Here is a 13,869-nt window from a genome sequence, read left to right on the forward strand (position 1 = left end):
GGGAACAAAGGAATTGAGATAAGGATTGCCGGAAACTGAAAATAAAAACGCCCCGGCGAAGGGGCGCGGGGAGTGGGCTAGACAAACTTCGCCAGCGGGTCGGCGGCGGCAAAGGCCACGGTTTTGTCGGCTGCGGGCGGGTAGATAAGCTGGTTAGTGATGGCGATTTTGATCTTCTTCGCCTCTTCGCGCACCGACTTCACCGCCTGCTCCCAGCCTTCGGTATAGACCGCACCCCAGGCCCCCAGGTCGAGGCAGGTAACGTAGTTCACCTGACGATAAGGATAGGGCTCGACGTTCAGCAGGCTCGCCGCGGCGTTGTGCCCGGCAAACTTACCGAGCTGAATGGCGTGCTGGCAGGTCATCAGCGCGGTATTGCCCGCGTCGTCGGTTTTGGCGTGGGCCATATCCCCGGTCGCGAAAATATCGGGATGTCCCGGAATCTGTAGCGTTTCCGTCACGCTTAAACGCCCCTGATTATCCCGTTTACCGTCAATCTGCTGGCTCAGGGCGTTCGCCTCTACGCCAGCGGTCCACACCACGGTAGAGGAGGCAATACGCTCCCCGTTTTTCAGCGTCACGCCTTCGGCATCGATGGCTTCGATTTCGCTGTTCAGACGCCATTCCACGCCAAGCTCGCTGCTGGCTTCCTCTATCGTGTTACGCAGCCCGGCGCTGTAACGACCGCCGATTGCCGCTCCGCGCTCTACTACGATAACTTTAGTCTGCGTATCGTCGCCAAAGCGCGCGCGAAGACGGGCAGGGAGTTCGGTCGCCAGCTCAATGCCGGTGAAGCCGCCGCCGCACACCACGACAGTATTACGCGCCGGGGTAGACGGACGCGCCGTCAGCGAATCAAGGTGTTTTTCGAACACCTGGGTGGATTCCAGCTGGTCAATATCAAAGGCGTGCTCCGCAAGACCGGCGACGGCAGGGCGTCGGGTCTGGCTGCCCATGGCCAGCACCAGGCGATCGTAGGCAGCAGAAGAGGTGTTGCCCTGCGCGTCGCGATACCAGACGGTTTTTGCTTTTGAATCAATGCGCTCTGCGCTTCCGGCAATGAAGTTGATATCCAGTTCGGCAAACAAATCGCTGAGCGGGGCGACCAGCGTGGAGACGTTCTCCTCGTAAAAACGCGGGCGAACGCGCAGCTCCGGCACGGGGGCCAGCACGGTAATATTTAGCTCATGGCTCTTTTCCAGCTCGGCCAGTCGAGCCGCGCTGACGGCCGCCCACATGCCGGAAAACCCGCTGCCTACAATTAAAATTTGCTTCTTCATCTTCGATCCTTTTGGTCTTCAGGCTGTATGCCTGACATAACTGCAACTATACTTGTCGGAGTCAACTGCGACAACTTTTTTCTGAGTTAAGGTTTAAGGTCGTGGGAATTCAGTGGATTAAAGCATTGGGGAGTTTGAAGTGTTTAACCTTTCGTAAACATCGCTATAATTACCCGGAATAATGACTTCGGAGTTAACCATGGCTTTTTACAGTTCCGGCGTGGAATACGGCATTCACAGCCTGATGTGTATGGTGGATGCAAAAGGCAACGAGCGCGAGATGAGCGTCAGAGAGATGGCCGCCCTTCAGGGCGTGCCCTATGACTATCTGGGCAAAATTTTCACCCGTTTGTCCCGCGCCGGGCTGGTCAGCAGCACCGAGGGTAAGGGCGGGGGATTTAAGCTCGCGCGCCCGGCGGAGCTGATCTCCGTGCTGGACGTGGCGCACGCCATCGACGGCGAAAAGAACATGTTTGAATGTCGGGAAGTGCGGCAGCGGTTAGCGGTGTTCGACGAAACGCCGCCCGCCTGGGTCTGCGAGGGGCCGTGCGGCGTGCGTTCGGTAATGGACAACGCACAGCAGCGAATGGAAGAGGAGCTGTCGCGACACACGATCCTCGACCTGGCGCGCAAGATGTACCGTAAAGCACCGGATACGTTCCAGATAGAGGTGCAGGAGTGGATTGCAGACCGACGTTCGTCGTAACAGGCCGGGCAGGCGAAATGACCGCCCGGCTCAGGGGAATTAAGAGCGTAAATCAATCACCATACGGCCACGGATTTGCCCTTGCTCCATCTCTTTAAAGATGGCGTTGATATCTTCCAGCGGACGCATGGTCACTTTCGGCACAACCTTGCCTTCGGCGGCAAACTGGAAGGCTTCCTGCAGATCCTGACGGGTGCCGACCAGCGAACCGACCACCTGAATACCGTCCAGCACCAGGCGTGGAATATCCAGACTCATGGATTCCGGCGGCAGGCCAACCGCAACCACGCGGCCACCGGCACGAACGGCGTCCACCGCCGAGTTGAATGCGGCTTTCGCCACCGCGGTCACCACCGCAGCGTGTGCGCCACCGGTTTTTTCCTGGATCACTTTGGCGGCGTCTTCACTGCGCGAGTTCACGGTCAAATCCGCGCCCATGCTGGCCGCCAGCTTCAGCTGTTCGTCATTCACATCGATGGCGATCACTTTGGCATTAAAGACGTTTTTAGCGTACTGCAGCGCCAGGTTGCCCAGACCGCCGAGGCCGTAAATCGCAATCCACTGGCCAGGCTTGATGTGGGAAATTTTCACCGCTTTGTAGGTGGTGACGCCGGCGCAGGTGATGCTGCTCGCCGCGGCAGAATCAAGACCATCCGGCACTTTTACCGAGTAGTCTGCGGTCACGATGCACTCCTGAGCCATACCGCCATCCACGGAATAGCCCGCGTTTTTCACGTCGCGACACAGGGTTTCGTTACCGGTATTACAGTATTCGCAGTGGCCGCAGCCTTCAAAGAACCAGGCCACGCTCGCGCGGTCGCCTACTTTCAGCGAGTTCACGCCCGGGCCAATCTCTTTAACGATACCAATCCCTTCATGGCCGAGGATCACCCCGGTCTTATCCCCAAAATCACCGTTTTTTACGTGCAGGTCGGTATGACAAACCCCGCAGCACTCCATTTTCAGCAGCGCTTCGCCGTGCTTCAGAGGGCGTAAGGTTTTCTCGGTGACGTTTACGTGGTGATCCTGAGTGACAACAGCAGCCTTCATGTGTTTCTCCTTGTTCATGATGAGTATCTGCATAGCAGGTGTGGTACTCACTAAGGATTAAGAGTTTGGCGCTGTAATGCAAGGCAGTGGCAACATAATGTTATAATTTGCCACGATTTCAGATTAAGAATACGACGATCCTCTAATAAATGGTGGGGAATAAAACTGCCAAAAAACTGTCATGGTTCTGTCATTCTTCAAACGTAACGTGTTGTCTTCCAAATAACCGAAGAGTTAAAAGACAATGCATCTGGTGAAAAAACTTATCGCAATCAGCGTCCTGCTTTCCGCTTCCGTTCACGCGCAAAACATCCTCGATTTCCCTCAGCCGGAAAACAACCCGGAGGAGTTCTACGCCGTAACCGAGATCCCGGCAGGCGGCATCATCAAGTATGAAACCGACGCCAAAACCGGCTTTATCGTGGCCGACCGTTTCCAGTCCATGCCGGTGGCGTATCCCGTCAACTACGGCTCGCTGACCCAGTCTCTGGCCGGTGACGGCGATCCGCTGGACGTAATTTTCTACACCCGCGCCCCGATGGCTCCGGGCACGCTCATTAAGCTGCGCGCCATCGGCGTGCTGAAAATGGTGGATGGCGGCGAGAAGGACGACAAGATCGTGGCGGTGCCGGCGAGTAAAATCGACCCGACCTACGACGACATCAAAGAGCTGACCGATCTGCCGAAAATTGAAGTGCAGCGCCTGGAATCATTTTTCCGCGTCTATAAGCAGCTTCCGGAAGGGCGCAAGAAGGTGGAGCTGAGCGGCTTTAACGATGCGGCGGCGGCGAAGCAGGAAATTAAGCAGGCGTGGGATGCCTGGAAAGCGAAAAACCCGCAGTAAAAAACTGACCCGGCGCGGCTACCGCCGGGCACAGAGTTACAGCTGAGCTTCCAGAGCCTCTATTTCTTTACACCATTGCGCCTGAAGCTGCGGCTTCTGATGCTTCGGCTTGCGCGCCAAATCCTCCGCCAGCAGCGTTTCCAGGGCGACCAGCCTTTCCAGTAAATCGTCATAAGGCGAAGAGTGCGCCTCTGCACGCGCAACGATCTCCTCTGGCTGCGCGATGCCCGAGCCCTCGCGCAGGCGTTCAAATACCGCCTGGGCATCGTGCCACTCGCTCAGTTTACCGTCCTCAATCAGCCAGAAGCGGTTGCAGCTTTGGCTGATAAGCTGACGGTCGTGGCTCACCAGCAGCACGCCGCCTTCAAACTGTTGCAGGGTGTCGGCCAGCGCCTCTTTGCCTTCCATATCCAGGTGGTTGGTCGGTTCATCCAGCATCAGCAGGCTGTAGCGGGCCAGCGTCAGGCCGACAAACAGCAGGCGAGATCGCTCGCCGCCGCTGAGGGTGCTGACCTTTTGCCCGTGGCGCGCCCACGGAAAGCCGGCGCTGATTAACGCCATTTTGCGATCCTGCGGGGCAGGGGCAAAGGGCTCCAGGGCGTCGAGCAGCGAGGATTCGTCCGGCAGCTGGTGCAGCGTCTGGTCGTAATAGCCCATCGCCACGCGCGGGTGGATTTTCAGCGCGTCGGAGAGCTGGCCGCTGATAAATTGCCGCCAGATGAGCTTCATCAGGGACGATTTCCCGCAGCCGTTGCGCCCGACTATCGCGACCCGGTCGCCGCTTTTAATGCGCACCACGTCCACGCTAAACAGCGCGGGCAGTCCCGGTGCCGGCGGCACGTCGAGGCTGTCCATTTCCAGCAGACGATCCGCCCGCAGCGCATCACCGCGCAGGGTTAACGTCCACTGGCTGCCTGCCGTCAGCTCGGTCTGGCTCTCCTTCAGGCGTTCAACCTGTCTTTCCATCTGTTTGGCTTTGCGCGAAAGGTCTTCGTTGTCGTAGACCTTGCCCCAGGTTGCCAGCCGTTTTGCGCTGGCGGTGACGCGGTCGATCTCCTTTTGCTCTGCCTTGTGGCGCAGGGCGTCAGTTTCATCTTTCGCGATCAGCGCGTTCCGCGCCGCCGTGCAGGGCAGCGCGAAGTAGTGCAGCGTCTTGTCGCGCAGGATCCAGCTGCCGTTCGTGACGGCATCCAGCAGCTGACGGTCGTGCGACACCAGCACAAAGCTGCCGGACCAGTTTTGCAGGAACTGCTCCAGCCAGAGCATGGTTGGCAGATCGAGGTGGTTGCTCGGCTCGTCGAGCAGGAGCAGATCCGGCTCGCTGATGAGCGCCCGTGCCAGCAGCAGGCGGGTGTGTTGCCCCCCGCTGAGGGTGGCCGATTGCAGCGCCATGTCCTGCGGCGTGAAGCCCATGCCCGCCAGCAGTGTTTCGGCTTTCCAGCGCAGGCTGTCGCGTTCGGCCTGCGGCAGCTGAGCCAGCACCGCGTCCAGCATGGTCAGGGGATAGATCGCCTCCGGCAGATGTTGCTCAACGCGCGCCATCAGGCAGTGTCCGGCCAGCGCCACCGTTCCGGCAGCAGGGGTGTCAGTGCCGTCCAGTACCTTTAACAACGTACTTTTGCCGCAGCCATTATCGCCCAGCAGACCAATGCGGTCGCCTTTTTTCAGCGTAAAGGAGAGTGAGTCGAAGAGCGTGCCAAACGCCGTATCAACGCGTAAAGATTGTGCAGTGAGTAAAGTGCTCATTTGTTGCTTACCCAAGAGTTACAGGCATGTTTATGCCTCGTCAAACATCGCTGACGATAACTCAGTAAGCCCGAGAGAAGGGATTCAGGGGTTGGTGTCTTCGCTCAAGCAGAAGTTATCGCAGCACGATACCGATAACGCTTGAGCTGGTGCGATCACCAAATGTATGTGAAACATTGAAAATTTCACAGTACAGCATAATTGGCCTCCTTATATATTCAGTAGATTAATGGGTGAAGGGAGTGTAGCGGGGGAATGGGGGTTTGGCTAGTGTGACGTTTGCACAGAACAATCCCCTCGCCCCTTCGGGGAGAGGGTTAGGGTGAGGGGAACATACGGCTTCGGTGGTTATTCCGTTCACCTTTCGTTCCCTGCTTCTCTGTCGCCACAATACCTGTGAACGTGTCAGGGCGGCTCAGTCGCCGCCGCCCTGACCACCCGGGCTCCCGGCAAGAAAATCGCCGCTTCGGGGATTGTTCGTCCCATCCATGGGACTCACCCCTTCGGGGCCAGCGCAAGCGCTGTCCAAAATTGCTCCCGGCAATTTTGTCCTCAGCGTTTGCTCCAGGCTTATCGGGGCGGGCGGATGAAACGTCCCTGTAAAGCCGCCCTCGCCGCGCATCCATGCGCGTCGCCCCGGCCTTCCGTAAACGCTTCGGCGATTTTCAGCCGGAACAGGGCGTCGCTGTAACCGGTTTATTCTTAAGCCAAAAATCTGTCGCTTCGAGAGTTAAAAAAAATACTGAATATTTGTCAGCCTTTTGGAGAGGGTGAGGGGAACATACGGCTTCGGTGGCCCCTTCTGCACACTGCAAGAAGGAGCCATTCCACATCTATTAAATCGATGTCCTGCGATAGCTCCGGTACTCCGGCTTCCAGTAGTTGTCGTCGATGGCCTGCTGCAGCGCGTCGGCAGAGGTTTTCACCGCCACGCCCTGCTGCTGCGCCATTTTGCCGACCGCAAACGCGATAGCGCGGGACACTTTCTGGATATCTTTCAGCTCCGGCAGCACCAGGCCTTCACCGTCGTTGACCAGCGGCGAGTAGCCCGCCAGGGTTTCGCTCGCCGACATCAGCATTTCGTCGGTGATGCGCGATGCGCCTGAGGCGATCACCCCAAGGCCGATGCCCGGGAAGATATAGGAGTTGTTGCACTGAGCGATAGGATAAACCTTGTCCTTCCACACGACCGGATCGAACGGGCTGCCGGTAGCAACCAGCGCGTTGCCTTCGGTCCAGGCGATGATGTCCTGCGGCGTCGCCTCCACGCGGGAGGTCGGGTTGGACAGCGGCATCACGATAGGGCGTTCGCAATACTTGTGCATCTCGCGGATGATCTCTTCGGTGAACAGCCCGGTCTGGCCGGACACCCCGATCAGAATATCCGGCTTCACGTTGCGCACCACGTCCAGCAGGGAGAGCACCTCGTTGTCGGTATCCCAGTTTTTCAGGTTCTCGCGCTTCTGCACCAGCTTCGTCTGGAACGGCAGCAGGTTCGGCATCCCGTCGGTCAGCAGGCCGAAGCGGTCAACCATGAACACGCGGGAGCGCGCCAATTCTTCGCTTAAGCCTTCGCGCTGGGTCTGGGCGATGATCTGCTCGGCGATACCGCAGCCCGCAGAGCCTGCGCCCAGGAAGACGATTTTCTGATAGCTCAGCTGGCTGCCCGCTGCGCGGCTGGCGGCGATCAGCGTACCGACGGTCACGGCGGCGGTGCCCTGAATATCATCGTTAAAGGAGCAGATCTCATCGCGGTAGCGGTTGAGCAGCGGCATCGCGTTTTTCTGCGCGAAATCTTCGAACTGCAGCAGCACGTCCGGCCAGCGGTGCTTAACGGCCTGGATGAAGTCATCAACGAACTGATAGTACTCGTCGTCGGTAATACGCGGATGGCGCCAGCCCATGTACAGCGGGTCGTTCAGCAGCTGCTGGTTGTTAGTACCCACATCCAGCACCACCGGCAGGGTATAGGCCGGGCTGATGCCGCCGCACGCGGTGTAGAGCGACAGCTTCCCGATTGGAATGCCCATCCCGCCGATGCCCTGGTCGCCCAGGCCAAGAATGCGCTCGCCGTCGGTCACCACGATCACCTTGATGTTGTGGTTCGGCACGTTTTGCAGAATGTCGTCCATGTTGTGACGGTTTTGATAGGAGATGAACACACCGCGGGAGCGGCGGTAGATCTCAGAGAAGCGTTCACAGGCCGCGCCGACCGTTGGGGTATAAATGACCGGCATCATCTCTTCGAGATGGTTTTGCACCAGGCGGTAGAAGAGGGTTTCGTTGGTGTCCTGAATGTTGCGCAGGTAAATGTGCTTGTCGATTTCAGTTTTGAAACCCTGATACTGGATCCAGGCGCGTTCCGCCTGTTCTTCAATGGTTTCAACCACTTCAGGCAACAGCCCGAGCAGGTTAAAGCTGCTGCGCTCTTCCATACTGAAGGCGCTGCCCTTGTTGAGCAGGGGGAATTCAAGCAGAACGGGTCCGGCGTACGGAATATATAGGGAACGATGTTTTTTCAGTTTGTTGTCCATGTCACTCACTCTTTTTATGAAGATCCGTCCCTGACACTGCGTTTGTCATCTTTCTGGCCTGTGCTGCGGGGCGCGGTCGGGCAGTATTATAGAGGAGCAAAATATTAATTACCGCAACACATAAACAAAAACACCATCGGTTTTGCCGATGGTGTTGTGGATTTCTGACGGGAACTTACTGGCCGGTGTGGCGTTTTCTGCCGGTGGCGTGCGCGATTTGCGTTTCGCTGTCGCCCTCAACCACGACTTTGCGCTGGTTAGAGAGCTTATAGTTCAGTCCCAGAATATGGCGTGCCTGACGGTTTGATTTCATATGTACTCCTCAATCCTGTTGATAGTTTTAAGGACAACTCCGCATGTGCGGAAGAAATGTATCCCTTAGGTTGCCGATCAAGCTTAGCAGGTTTTTACAAGGGTGCGTTTTGCCCGCTGACAACGTAGTTAATGGTCTGCTGGTAGATGTCACTGAGGATGTCATTGTCCGTGGCTTCCACCCACCTGGTTAGCTCCATCAAAATGTCATCTTCAGTCACAGCACCGTGCTCGGCGTGAAGACCCTGCGCGATCGCGTTGACGAGCTCAGGTTGTGCAGATGTTGTGTGTGCCGGGTAATAAGTAAACATAGTGCCTCCGTGTCGTTATCTGTTTAATGTTACGGCTTGCTTAAATCCTGATTCAAAAACAGAGTGACAAATATTTTTGCCGTTGTGGTTCAGATTCATCCTGGAAATAAAATTATCATATTCAACCCCTGGAAATTAAAATCAGGGCTTCCAGCGGCGTAAATTTGTCTTTTTTTCGTATGGCATCGGCGAGGGCCAGGAGATCAATTCGATAATACTGCCCCAGGGCGTTTGGCCGTAGCAGAAGGCGTTGCCTTCGCCTTGTTCATCCGCAAAGGTCAGGGGCTTCGGCTCGGTAAACATCTCCCCGCCGGCTTCCGTGAACGCGGCGATGGCCTGATTAAAATCATCAACATACACAGCAAAATGCTGCAGGCCGAAGTCGCTGGCGCGGGCGGGCATACCCTGTTCCGGGCCGTGCATTTCGAAAAGCTCGACGCCGGGGCCGTGCGGCATGGCGAGCATCCGGATGGCGCGGATGCGGGTGCCCGGGAATAATCTCAGGGTGTGCTGCTGGGATGCGTGGTCAATATTATCGGTTTTTGAATCCAGCGACTGATATAAAACCTTTGCGCCAAAGGCGTGCTCGAAAAATTGCGTGGATTTTTCAATGTCCGGCACCGTAATACCAATATGGTCGATGCCTCTTACTGTCGAGGGCATATATTTCTCCTGCTATAAAAATATAAATATAGCAGGAGAAAATCAGGTTATTACCACTTCATCTCGCCGGTGTTCACTTTGGCGCTTAATTCGAGGGAGCTGGCTTCCGCAAGGTTCGGCCACTGTTTTTTCATGGTGTCGATGACGCTGGCGGAATCTTTATGCTTGTCCAGCGCCCGTTCGAACTGCTGGAGGTAGGTGCGGGTAAAGTCGATGGCTGCGGTGCCTGCTGGCGGCGTGCCGAGGTAATGACCCGGGATCACGCGCTCTGGCTGGTGCGCCGCCATGGCGTCCAGAGTCTGCTGCCACTGCTGACGGCTCGCTTTGGTTTGGGTATCCGCCGTCCAGAGGTGAATGCCCCAGGAGACGCCGGTGCCGCCCAGAATAGTTTTGGCTGACGGGATCCACACGTAGGCGGCGTAGCTGTCCGGCTGCTCAATATCCACTTTTTCACCGTCCACCAGGAAGGTCGTCGAGGCGATAACCTGCGGCACGATAAGCTGCGTCGGCGCGCCGTCTTTCATCTGCGGGCCCCAGAAGGCGAGCTTGGCCGCTTTTGTGGCGTTGATGTGATCAACTACCTTTTGCGTGGCCACCACTTTGGCATTCGGGAACGCCTTCACCAGCGGCTGCAGGCCAAAGTAAAAGTCCGGATCGCCGGAGGTGATGACGATTTTATTCAGCGTCTTGCCGCTTTTGCGGATCTTCTCCACCAGCGCGTCGCCGTCCTTGACGCTGAACTGGGCGTCGAACAGCACGGCCTCGGTTGGCCCGTAAACCAGCGTTGAGGAGACGGCGAAAATGCCTTTCTCCTGCGGGTTATAGGTATCAATGGTTAACGGCGCGGCAAACACCGCAGGCGTAAACAGGGTTGCGAGGAGGGCAAGGCGGGTGAGCTTCATCATAGTGTCTCTGTTATCAGGAAAGTCTCTATTGTACGGATATCTCGATTTGCCAGAATTCCTGAAACAGGACATGCTTAGTTTCATAAATCGAGCAAATGGAGTGAAGCATGGATCGTGTCATCGCCGCCCAGGTCTATAACCGGATATGCGAGCTGGGCAGCCTCAGCGCGGCAGCCCGCGCGCTGGGCATTTCGCGTCCGATGGTGAGCCGCTACCTGGAGCAGATGGAGAAGTGGGCCGGAACCCGGCTGATCAACCGCTCAACGCGCAAGCTGACGCTCACCGCCGCGGGGGAAAAAGTGCTGCTGAAAACCCGCACGCTTTCACAGCTTTCCCAGGAGATCGAAGACCAGTCCGCCAGCGATTTACCGGCGGGCACGCTGAGGGTGGCCTGCGCGCACTTTACCGCCATCCATATGATTGCCCCGGTGCTGCCGGATCTGCTGTCGCGCTACCCGCAGCTGCGCATTGAGCTGGACGTGAATAATCATCCGGTAAGCCTGGTCGGGGAGCGCATTGACGTCGCCATTCGGATAACCGATAACCCGGAGCCGGGAATGATTGCCCGTCGCCTCGGGGAGTGCCGCTCGGTGCTGTGCGCGTCCCCGGCGTATCTTGCCCACAGCGGAACGCCGCAGCGGCTGGAGGACTTAACGGCCCATAATTGCCTGCACTACAGCTTTTTTGCCGGGCAATCGTGGCGCTTTACCACCCAGGAGGGCGAACCTGTTTCCATGGCGGTGAGCGGTAATTTGAGTGCCAGCATCTCTTCGCTGCTGATGGACGCCGCAATTAACCACTGCGGTATCGCCATGCTGCCGGAACGCGAGGCGCAGAGCGCGCTGGAGCAGGGAAAGCTGGTGCCTGTTTTGCCACAGCTTAAACCCACTAGCCTCGATATTTATGGCATTTACCAATCGCGAGAATATCAGCCTGCATCGCTCAGGGTCTTCCTGGATGAAATTGTGCGTTATTTACGTTAGGATTTGACGGAAATTTCCCGTCCGCTCGTGAAAAATGGACTTAATAAATAGCAAGGAGCTGCTATGAATTTCAGCAATGAAACGATCGATTATTTACAGGCGAATAAAATTCTGGCGCTAAAGCTCGAATATGCATTATCGAGTGTGGGTCATGCTGTTTCTCGTCAGATTGAAACGATAGGCCAGGGTGCAACGCGGGCCTTGTATTACGCATCCTGCTTTACGGAGGAATATAACGACGTCTGTCAGCGGCATAAAACAGAAGATATTAGATTCAGAAACGGCGTGATTAATCTTCTTAAGTATACAGATATTGTATTTGAGATGCTCAAATCATATTTCGAAGTGATACTCAGCCACAAAAGTCACGAGAGTTTAGAGCACATACGTGAAAGACTTATGGCGGTAAACATCCATGTCGCCGCCAGCTCACTTACCAACGCCGGGTTTGCACTGGCAACGGCTTGCCTTGTTGCAGGAGGGATGAATCTCAGTCTTGAGTTCAGCGCTCTGGCAGGGCGCAGAGCAGGCGGGGTAGTAGCTCTCATTGGAATATATGGCCTGGTTCAGAAAGCAGCAGACAGTGCCAATCGTCTTCACACTATTTGTCCGGCCTACTATTCAGCTCTCTATGCACAGGAGCTGGAAATGATGTACTTCCTGATTGAACCCTTATTTGTCCGGGCTGACGCGCTAAATGCGCTTTGGTCATCGGACGATGAAATTGCAGAAATAATTGCCCGTATGATTGGATAAAAATCATGTATTCACTCAAAAGATTTTTCAGGAGAATTCTCCATTCGCTGGTTTCGTATTACGGCCCTGCGGTGCTTACCCTCATTTTTGCATTGGTTCAGGGCTTATTATTTCCAGATAGCCCAGTCTGGCTTGTTCCCTTGTTTTTCATATTTGTGATTGTCGTTTTTTATCGCTTTGTCAAAGTGTAATCTCGCGCTTTACCAGGAATTATCTGCGTTACCGAACGTTCCTGAACGATGTTCTATACTTAACCCTTTGTAAGCCAAAAGGAGAGCAAGAATGACGATTCATAAGCACGGTTCGGCGCACTGGTCTGGCGATATTAAACGCGGCAAAGGGACTGTCTCAACGGAGAGCGGCGTCCTTAATCAGCAACCTTACGGCTTTAACACCCGCTTTGAAGGGGCGAAAGGGACTAACCCCGAGGAGCTGATCGGTGCGGCGCACGCGGCCTGTTTCTCGATGGCGCTGTCGCTGATGCTGGGCGAGGCGGGGTATACCGCTGATTCTATCGACACCACGGCGGACGTGTCGCTGGACAAAACCGACGGCGGTTTTGCGATCACTAAAGTTGCCCTGCAAAGCAAGGTCACAGTGCCGGGCATCGATCCGCAGCAGTTTGACGGCATTATCCAGAAAGCGAAGGCCGGCTGCCCGGTGTCGCAGCTGCTGAAAGCAGAAATCACTCTGGACTATACGCTGAACTAAGCGATCTGGCCGGGCTCGCGCCCGGCTAACCTTTCAACGCCGCAGAAAATACCTCTGCAATCCACGCGATAAACACCCTCAGGCGATGCGTCAGATGCCGGTTTTGCGGATAGACCACGTGAAAAGGGTACGCCGCCGGGCGCCATGCCTGAAGGATCTCAACCAGCGTCCCGTCTGCCAGATAAGATTTGGCTGAATACCTGAACGTCTGAATAATCCCCAACCCCGCGACCGATGCCGCCAGATGACCATTGCTTTCATTTACCCCCAGATAGTGAGCCGCGACCGTTTCGTGCGTCTGGCCATTTTTGCGAAAGCGGAAGGGAAAGGCTCTGCCCGTCACGGGCGAAAGATAGCTCACTAGCCGGTGGCCGTTGCATAGCTCCTGCGGATAGGCCGGGACGCCGAATTTTTTCAGGTAGTTTGGCGTGGCGCAGGTCACCATCTCCGCATCGCCGATATGGCGGGCAATCAGGCTTGAGTCGTTGAGCGGTCCGCCGCGGATCACGCAGTCCACGTTGCCGCCGATCATATCCACAGGCCGGTCGGCTACGCCCAGATCGATGCGAATGTCCGGGTAGCGCTGCATAAAATCCGGCAGCAGGGGGATCAGCACGTCCCGGGCCGTAGAGCCGCCAACGTCGATGCGCAGGTGGCCTTTCGGCGTGCTGCGGGAAACGCGAAACGAGGTGTCGATATCTTCGATATCAATCAGCACCCGCAGGGCTTTTTCATAGTAGGCTTCGCCCTCCGGGGTACTGACGACGCGCCGGGTCGTGCGGTGCAGCAGGCGCACCTCAAGATGGGCTTCGAGGGCTTTCACCAGCTTGCTCAGGGTGGCGATAGGCATGTTCAGCGAGTCCGCCGCCTGCGTAAAGCTCCCGGTTTCCACGACGCGCGTGAAGGCGCGCATTGCCATCAGCTGATCCACGCTATCCCCCTTCATTATTTCTCTGTGTGAATAGTCATTTTCATTTTTGCTGGTTTTTTGCTAATCACGGCAACGCTACAGTAACTCCAACGCAAGCGAAAGCCCCTTCAACCGCTTTTGCTGGCATCGTAAACCCC

14 protein-coding genes are annotated in these 13,869 nt (G+C 56.3%); 5 read left to right on the plus strand and 9 right to left on the minus strand.

Annotated elements, in window-relative coordinates; genetic code table 11:
• Positions 1–77 precede the first annotated feature (77 nt).
• Positions 78–1,280, minus strand: coding sequence for an NAD(P)/FAD-dependent oxidoreductase (locus AB6V08_RS12870; RefSeq protein WP_368543127.1), 1,203 nt, complete (start codon positions 1,278–1,280; stop codon positions 78–80).
• Between the two features lie 199 nt (positions 1,281–1,479).
• Here AB6V08_RS12870 and AB6V08_RS12875 point away from each other — a divergent pair, with 199 nt between their 5' ends.
• Positions 1,480–1,986 (plus strand): Rrf2 family transcriptional regulator, encoded by a 507-nt coding sequence (locus tag AB6V08_RS12875; protein WP_368543129.1) that lies wholly within the window; start codon positions 1,480–1,482, stop codon positions 1,984–1,986.
• A 39-nt stretch (positions 1,987–2,025) separates the two neighbouring features.
• Here AB6V08_RS12875 and adhP read toward each other — a convergent pair whose 3' ends face one another.
• Complete coding sequence (adhP, locus tag AB6V08_RS12880; protein ID WP_368543131.1) at positions 2,026–3,036, minus strand: alcohol dehydrogenase AdhP; 1,011 nt, start codon at positions 3,034–3,036, stop codon at positions 2,026–2,028.
• Between the two features lie 244 nt (positions 3,037–3,280).
• On the opposite strand from adhP, the gene AB6V08_RS12885 reads away from it, so the two are divergent.
• The gene (locus AB6V08_RS12885) at positions 3,281–3,880 is read left to right on the plus strand and encodes an inorganic diphosphatase (protein ID WP_368543132.1); all 600 of its coding nucleotides are present in this window, start codon (positions 3,281–3,283) and stop codon (positions 3,878–3,880) included.
• Between the two features lie 36 nt (positions 3,881–3,916).
• On the opposite strand, the gene AB6V08_RS12890 is transcribed toward AB6V08_RS12885, so the two are convergent.
• The 6 genes from AB6V08_RS12890 to AB6V08_RS12915 form a co-directional block, all read right to left on the minus strand.
• The gene (locus tag AB6V08_RS12890) at positions 3,917–5,626 is read right to left on the minus strand and encodes an ABC-F family ATP-binding cassette domain-containing protein (protein ID WP_368543134.1); all 1,710 of its coding nucleotides are present in this window, start codon (positions 5,624–5,626) and stop codon (positions 3,917–3,919) included.
• 836 nt (positions 5,627–6,462) lie between these two features.
• A complete protein-coding gene (locus AB6V08_RS12895) occupies positions 6,463–8,160 on the minus strand; it encodes an NAD-dependent malic enzyme (protein WP_368543136.1) in 1,698 nt (565 codons plus the stop codon).
• A gap of 175 nt (positions 8,161–8,335) precedes the next feature.
• On the minus strand, positions 8,336–8,473 hold the full coding sequence (sra, locus tag AB6V08_RS12900) for a stationary-phase-induced ribosome-associated protein (protein ID WP_368543138.1): 138 nt from the start codon (positions 8,471–8,473) through the stop codon (positions 8,336–8,338).
• A gap of 94 nt (positions 8,474–8,567) precedes the next feature.
• Positions 8,568–8,783 (minus strand): biofilm-dependent modulation protein, encoded by a 216-nt coding sequence (bdm, locus tag AB6V08_RS12905; protein WP_368543140.1) that lies wholly within the window; start codon positions 8,781–8,783, stop codon positions 8,568–8,570.
• A gap of 141 nt (positions 8,784–8,924) precedes the next feature.
• Positions 8,925–9,446, minus strand: coding sequence for a VOC family protein (locus AB6V08_RS12910; RefSeq protein ID WP_368543142.1), 522 nt, complete (start codon positions 9,444–9,446; stop codon positions 8,925–8,927).
• Positions 9,447–9,496: 50 nt separating this feature from the next.
• On the minus strand, positions 9,497–10,348 hold the full coding sequence (locus AB6V08_RS12915) for a Vmh family MBL fold metallo-hydrolase (protein ID WP_368543376.1): 852 nt from the start codon (positions 10,346–10,348) through the stop codon (positions 9,497–9,499).
• 110 nt (positions 10,349–10,458) lie between these two features.
• Here AB6V08_RS12915 and AB6V08_RS12920 point away from each other — a divergent pair, with 110 nt between their 5' ends.
• The 3 genes from AB6V08_RS12920 (at position 10,459) to AB6V08_RS12935 (ending at position 12,801) form a co-directional block, all read left to right on the plus strand.
• Positions 10,459–11,334 (plus strand): LysR family transcriptional regulator, encoded by an 876-nt coding sequence (locus tag AB6V08_RS12920; RefSeq protein WP_368543144.1) that lies wholly within the window; start codon positions 10,459–10,461, stop codon positions 11,332–11,334.
• A 63-nt stretch (positions 11,335–11,397) separates the two neighbouring features.
• A complete protein-coding gene (locus AB6V08_RS12925; RefSeq protein ID WP_368543146.1) occupies positions 11,398–12,090 on the plus strand; it encodes a hypothetical protein in 693 nt (230 codons plus the stop codon).
• 282 nt (positions 12,091–12,372) lie between these two features.
• Positions 12,373–12,801, plus strand: a complete 429-nt coding sequence (locus AB6V08_RS12935; protein ID WP_368543148.1) for an OsmC family protein — start codon at positions 12,373–12,375, stop codon at positions 12,799–12,801.
• A gap of 25 nt (positions 12,802–12,826) precedes the next feature.
• On the opposite strand, the gene AB6V08_RS12940 is transcribed toward AB6V08_RS12935, so the two are convergent.
• The gene (locus AB6V08_RS12940) at positions 12,827–13,732 is read right to left on the minus strand and encodes a LysR family transcriptional regulator (RefSeq protein WP_368543150.1); all 906 of its coding nucleotides are present in this window, start codon (positions 13,730–13,732) and stop codon (positions 12,827–12,829) included.
• Between the last annotated feature and the right edge of the window lie 137 nt (positions 13,733–13,869).

It is taken from the genome of Enterobacter soli (assembly GCF_964208575.1).
GTDB classification, from domain to species: domain Bacteria; phylum Pseudomonadota; class Gammaproteobacteria; order Enterobacterales; family Enterobacteriaceae; genus Enterobacter; species Enterobacter soli_A.

What these genes read in the sequence shown, in the direction of transcription:
- AB6V08_RS12870 (WP_368543127.1), bottom strand. Translation starts at nt 1,280, where the DNA reads ATGAAGAAGCAAATTTTAATTGTAGGCAGCGGGTTTTCCGGCATGTGG.
- AB6V08_RS12875 (WP_368543129.1), top strand. Translation starts at nt 1,480, where the DNA reads ATGGCTTTTTACAGTTCCGGCGTGGAATACGGCATTCACAGCCTGATG.
- adhP (WP_368543131.1), bottom strand. Translation starts at nt 3,036, where the DNA reads ATGAAGGCTGCTGTTGTCACTCAGGATCACCACGTAAACGTCACCGAG.
- AB6V08_RS12885 (WP_368543132.1), top strand. Translation starts at nt 3,281, where the DNA reads ATGCATCTGGTGAAAAAACTTATCGCAATCAGCGTCCTGCTTTCCGCT.
- AB6V08_RS12890 (WP_368543134.1), bottom strand. Translation starts at nt 5,626, where the DNA reads ATGAGCACTTTACTCACTGCACAATCTTTACGCGTTGATACGGCGTTT.
- AB6V08_RS12895 (WP_368543136.1), bottom strand. Translation starts at nt 8,160, where the DNA reads ATGGACAACAAACTGAAAAAACATCGTTCCCTATATATTCCGTACGCC.
- sra (WP_368543138.1), bottom strand. Translation starts at nt 8,473, where the DNA reads ATGAAATCAAACCGTCAGGCACGCCATATTCTGGGACTGAACTATAAG.
- bdm (WP_368543140.1), bottom strand. Translation starts at nt 8,783, where the DNA reads ATGTTTACTTATTACCCGGCACACACAACATCTGCACAACCTGAGCTC.
- AB6V08_RS12910 (WP_368543142.1), bottom strand. Translation starts at nt 9,446, where the DNA reads ATGCCCTCGACAGTAAGAGGCATCGACCATATTGGTATTACGGTGCCG.
- AB6V08_RS12915 (WP_368543376.1), bottom strand. Translation starts at nt 10,348, where the DNA reads ATGAAGCTCACCCGCCTTGCCCTCCTCGCAACCCTGTTTACGCCTGCG.
- AB6V08_RS12920 (WP_368543144.1), top strand. Translation starts at nt 10,459, where the DNA reads ATGGATCGTGTCATCGCCGCCCAGGTCTATAACCGGATATGCGAGCTG.
- AB6V08_RS12925 (WP_368543146.1), top strand. Translation starts at nt 11,398, where the DNA reads ATGAATTTCAGCAATGAAACGATCGATTATTTACAGGCGAATAAAATT.
- AB6V08_RS12935 (WP_368543148.1), top strand. Translation starts at nt 12,373, where the DNA reads ATGACGATTCATAAGCACGGTTCGGCGCACTGGTCTGGCGATATTAAA.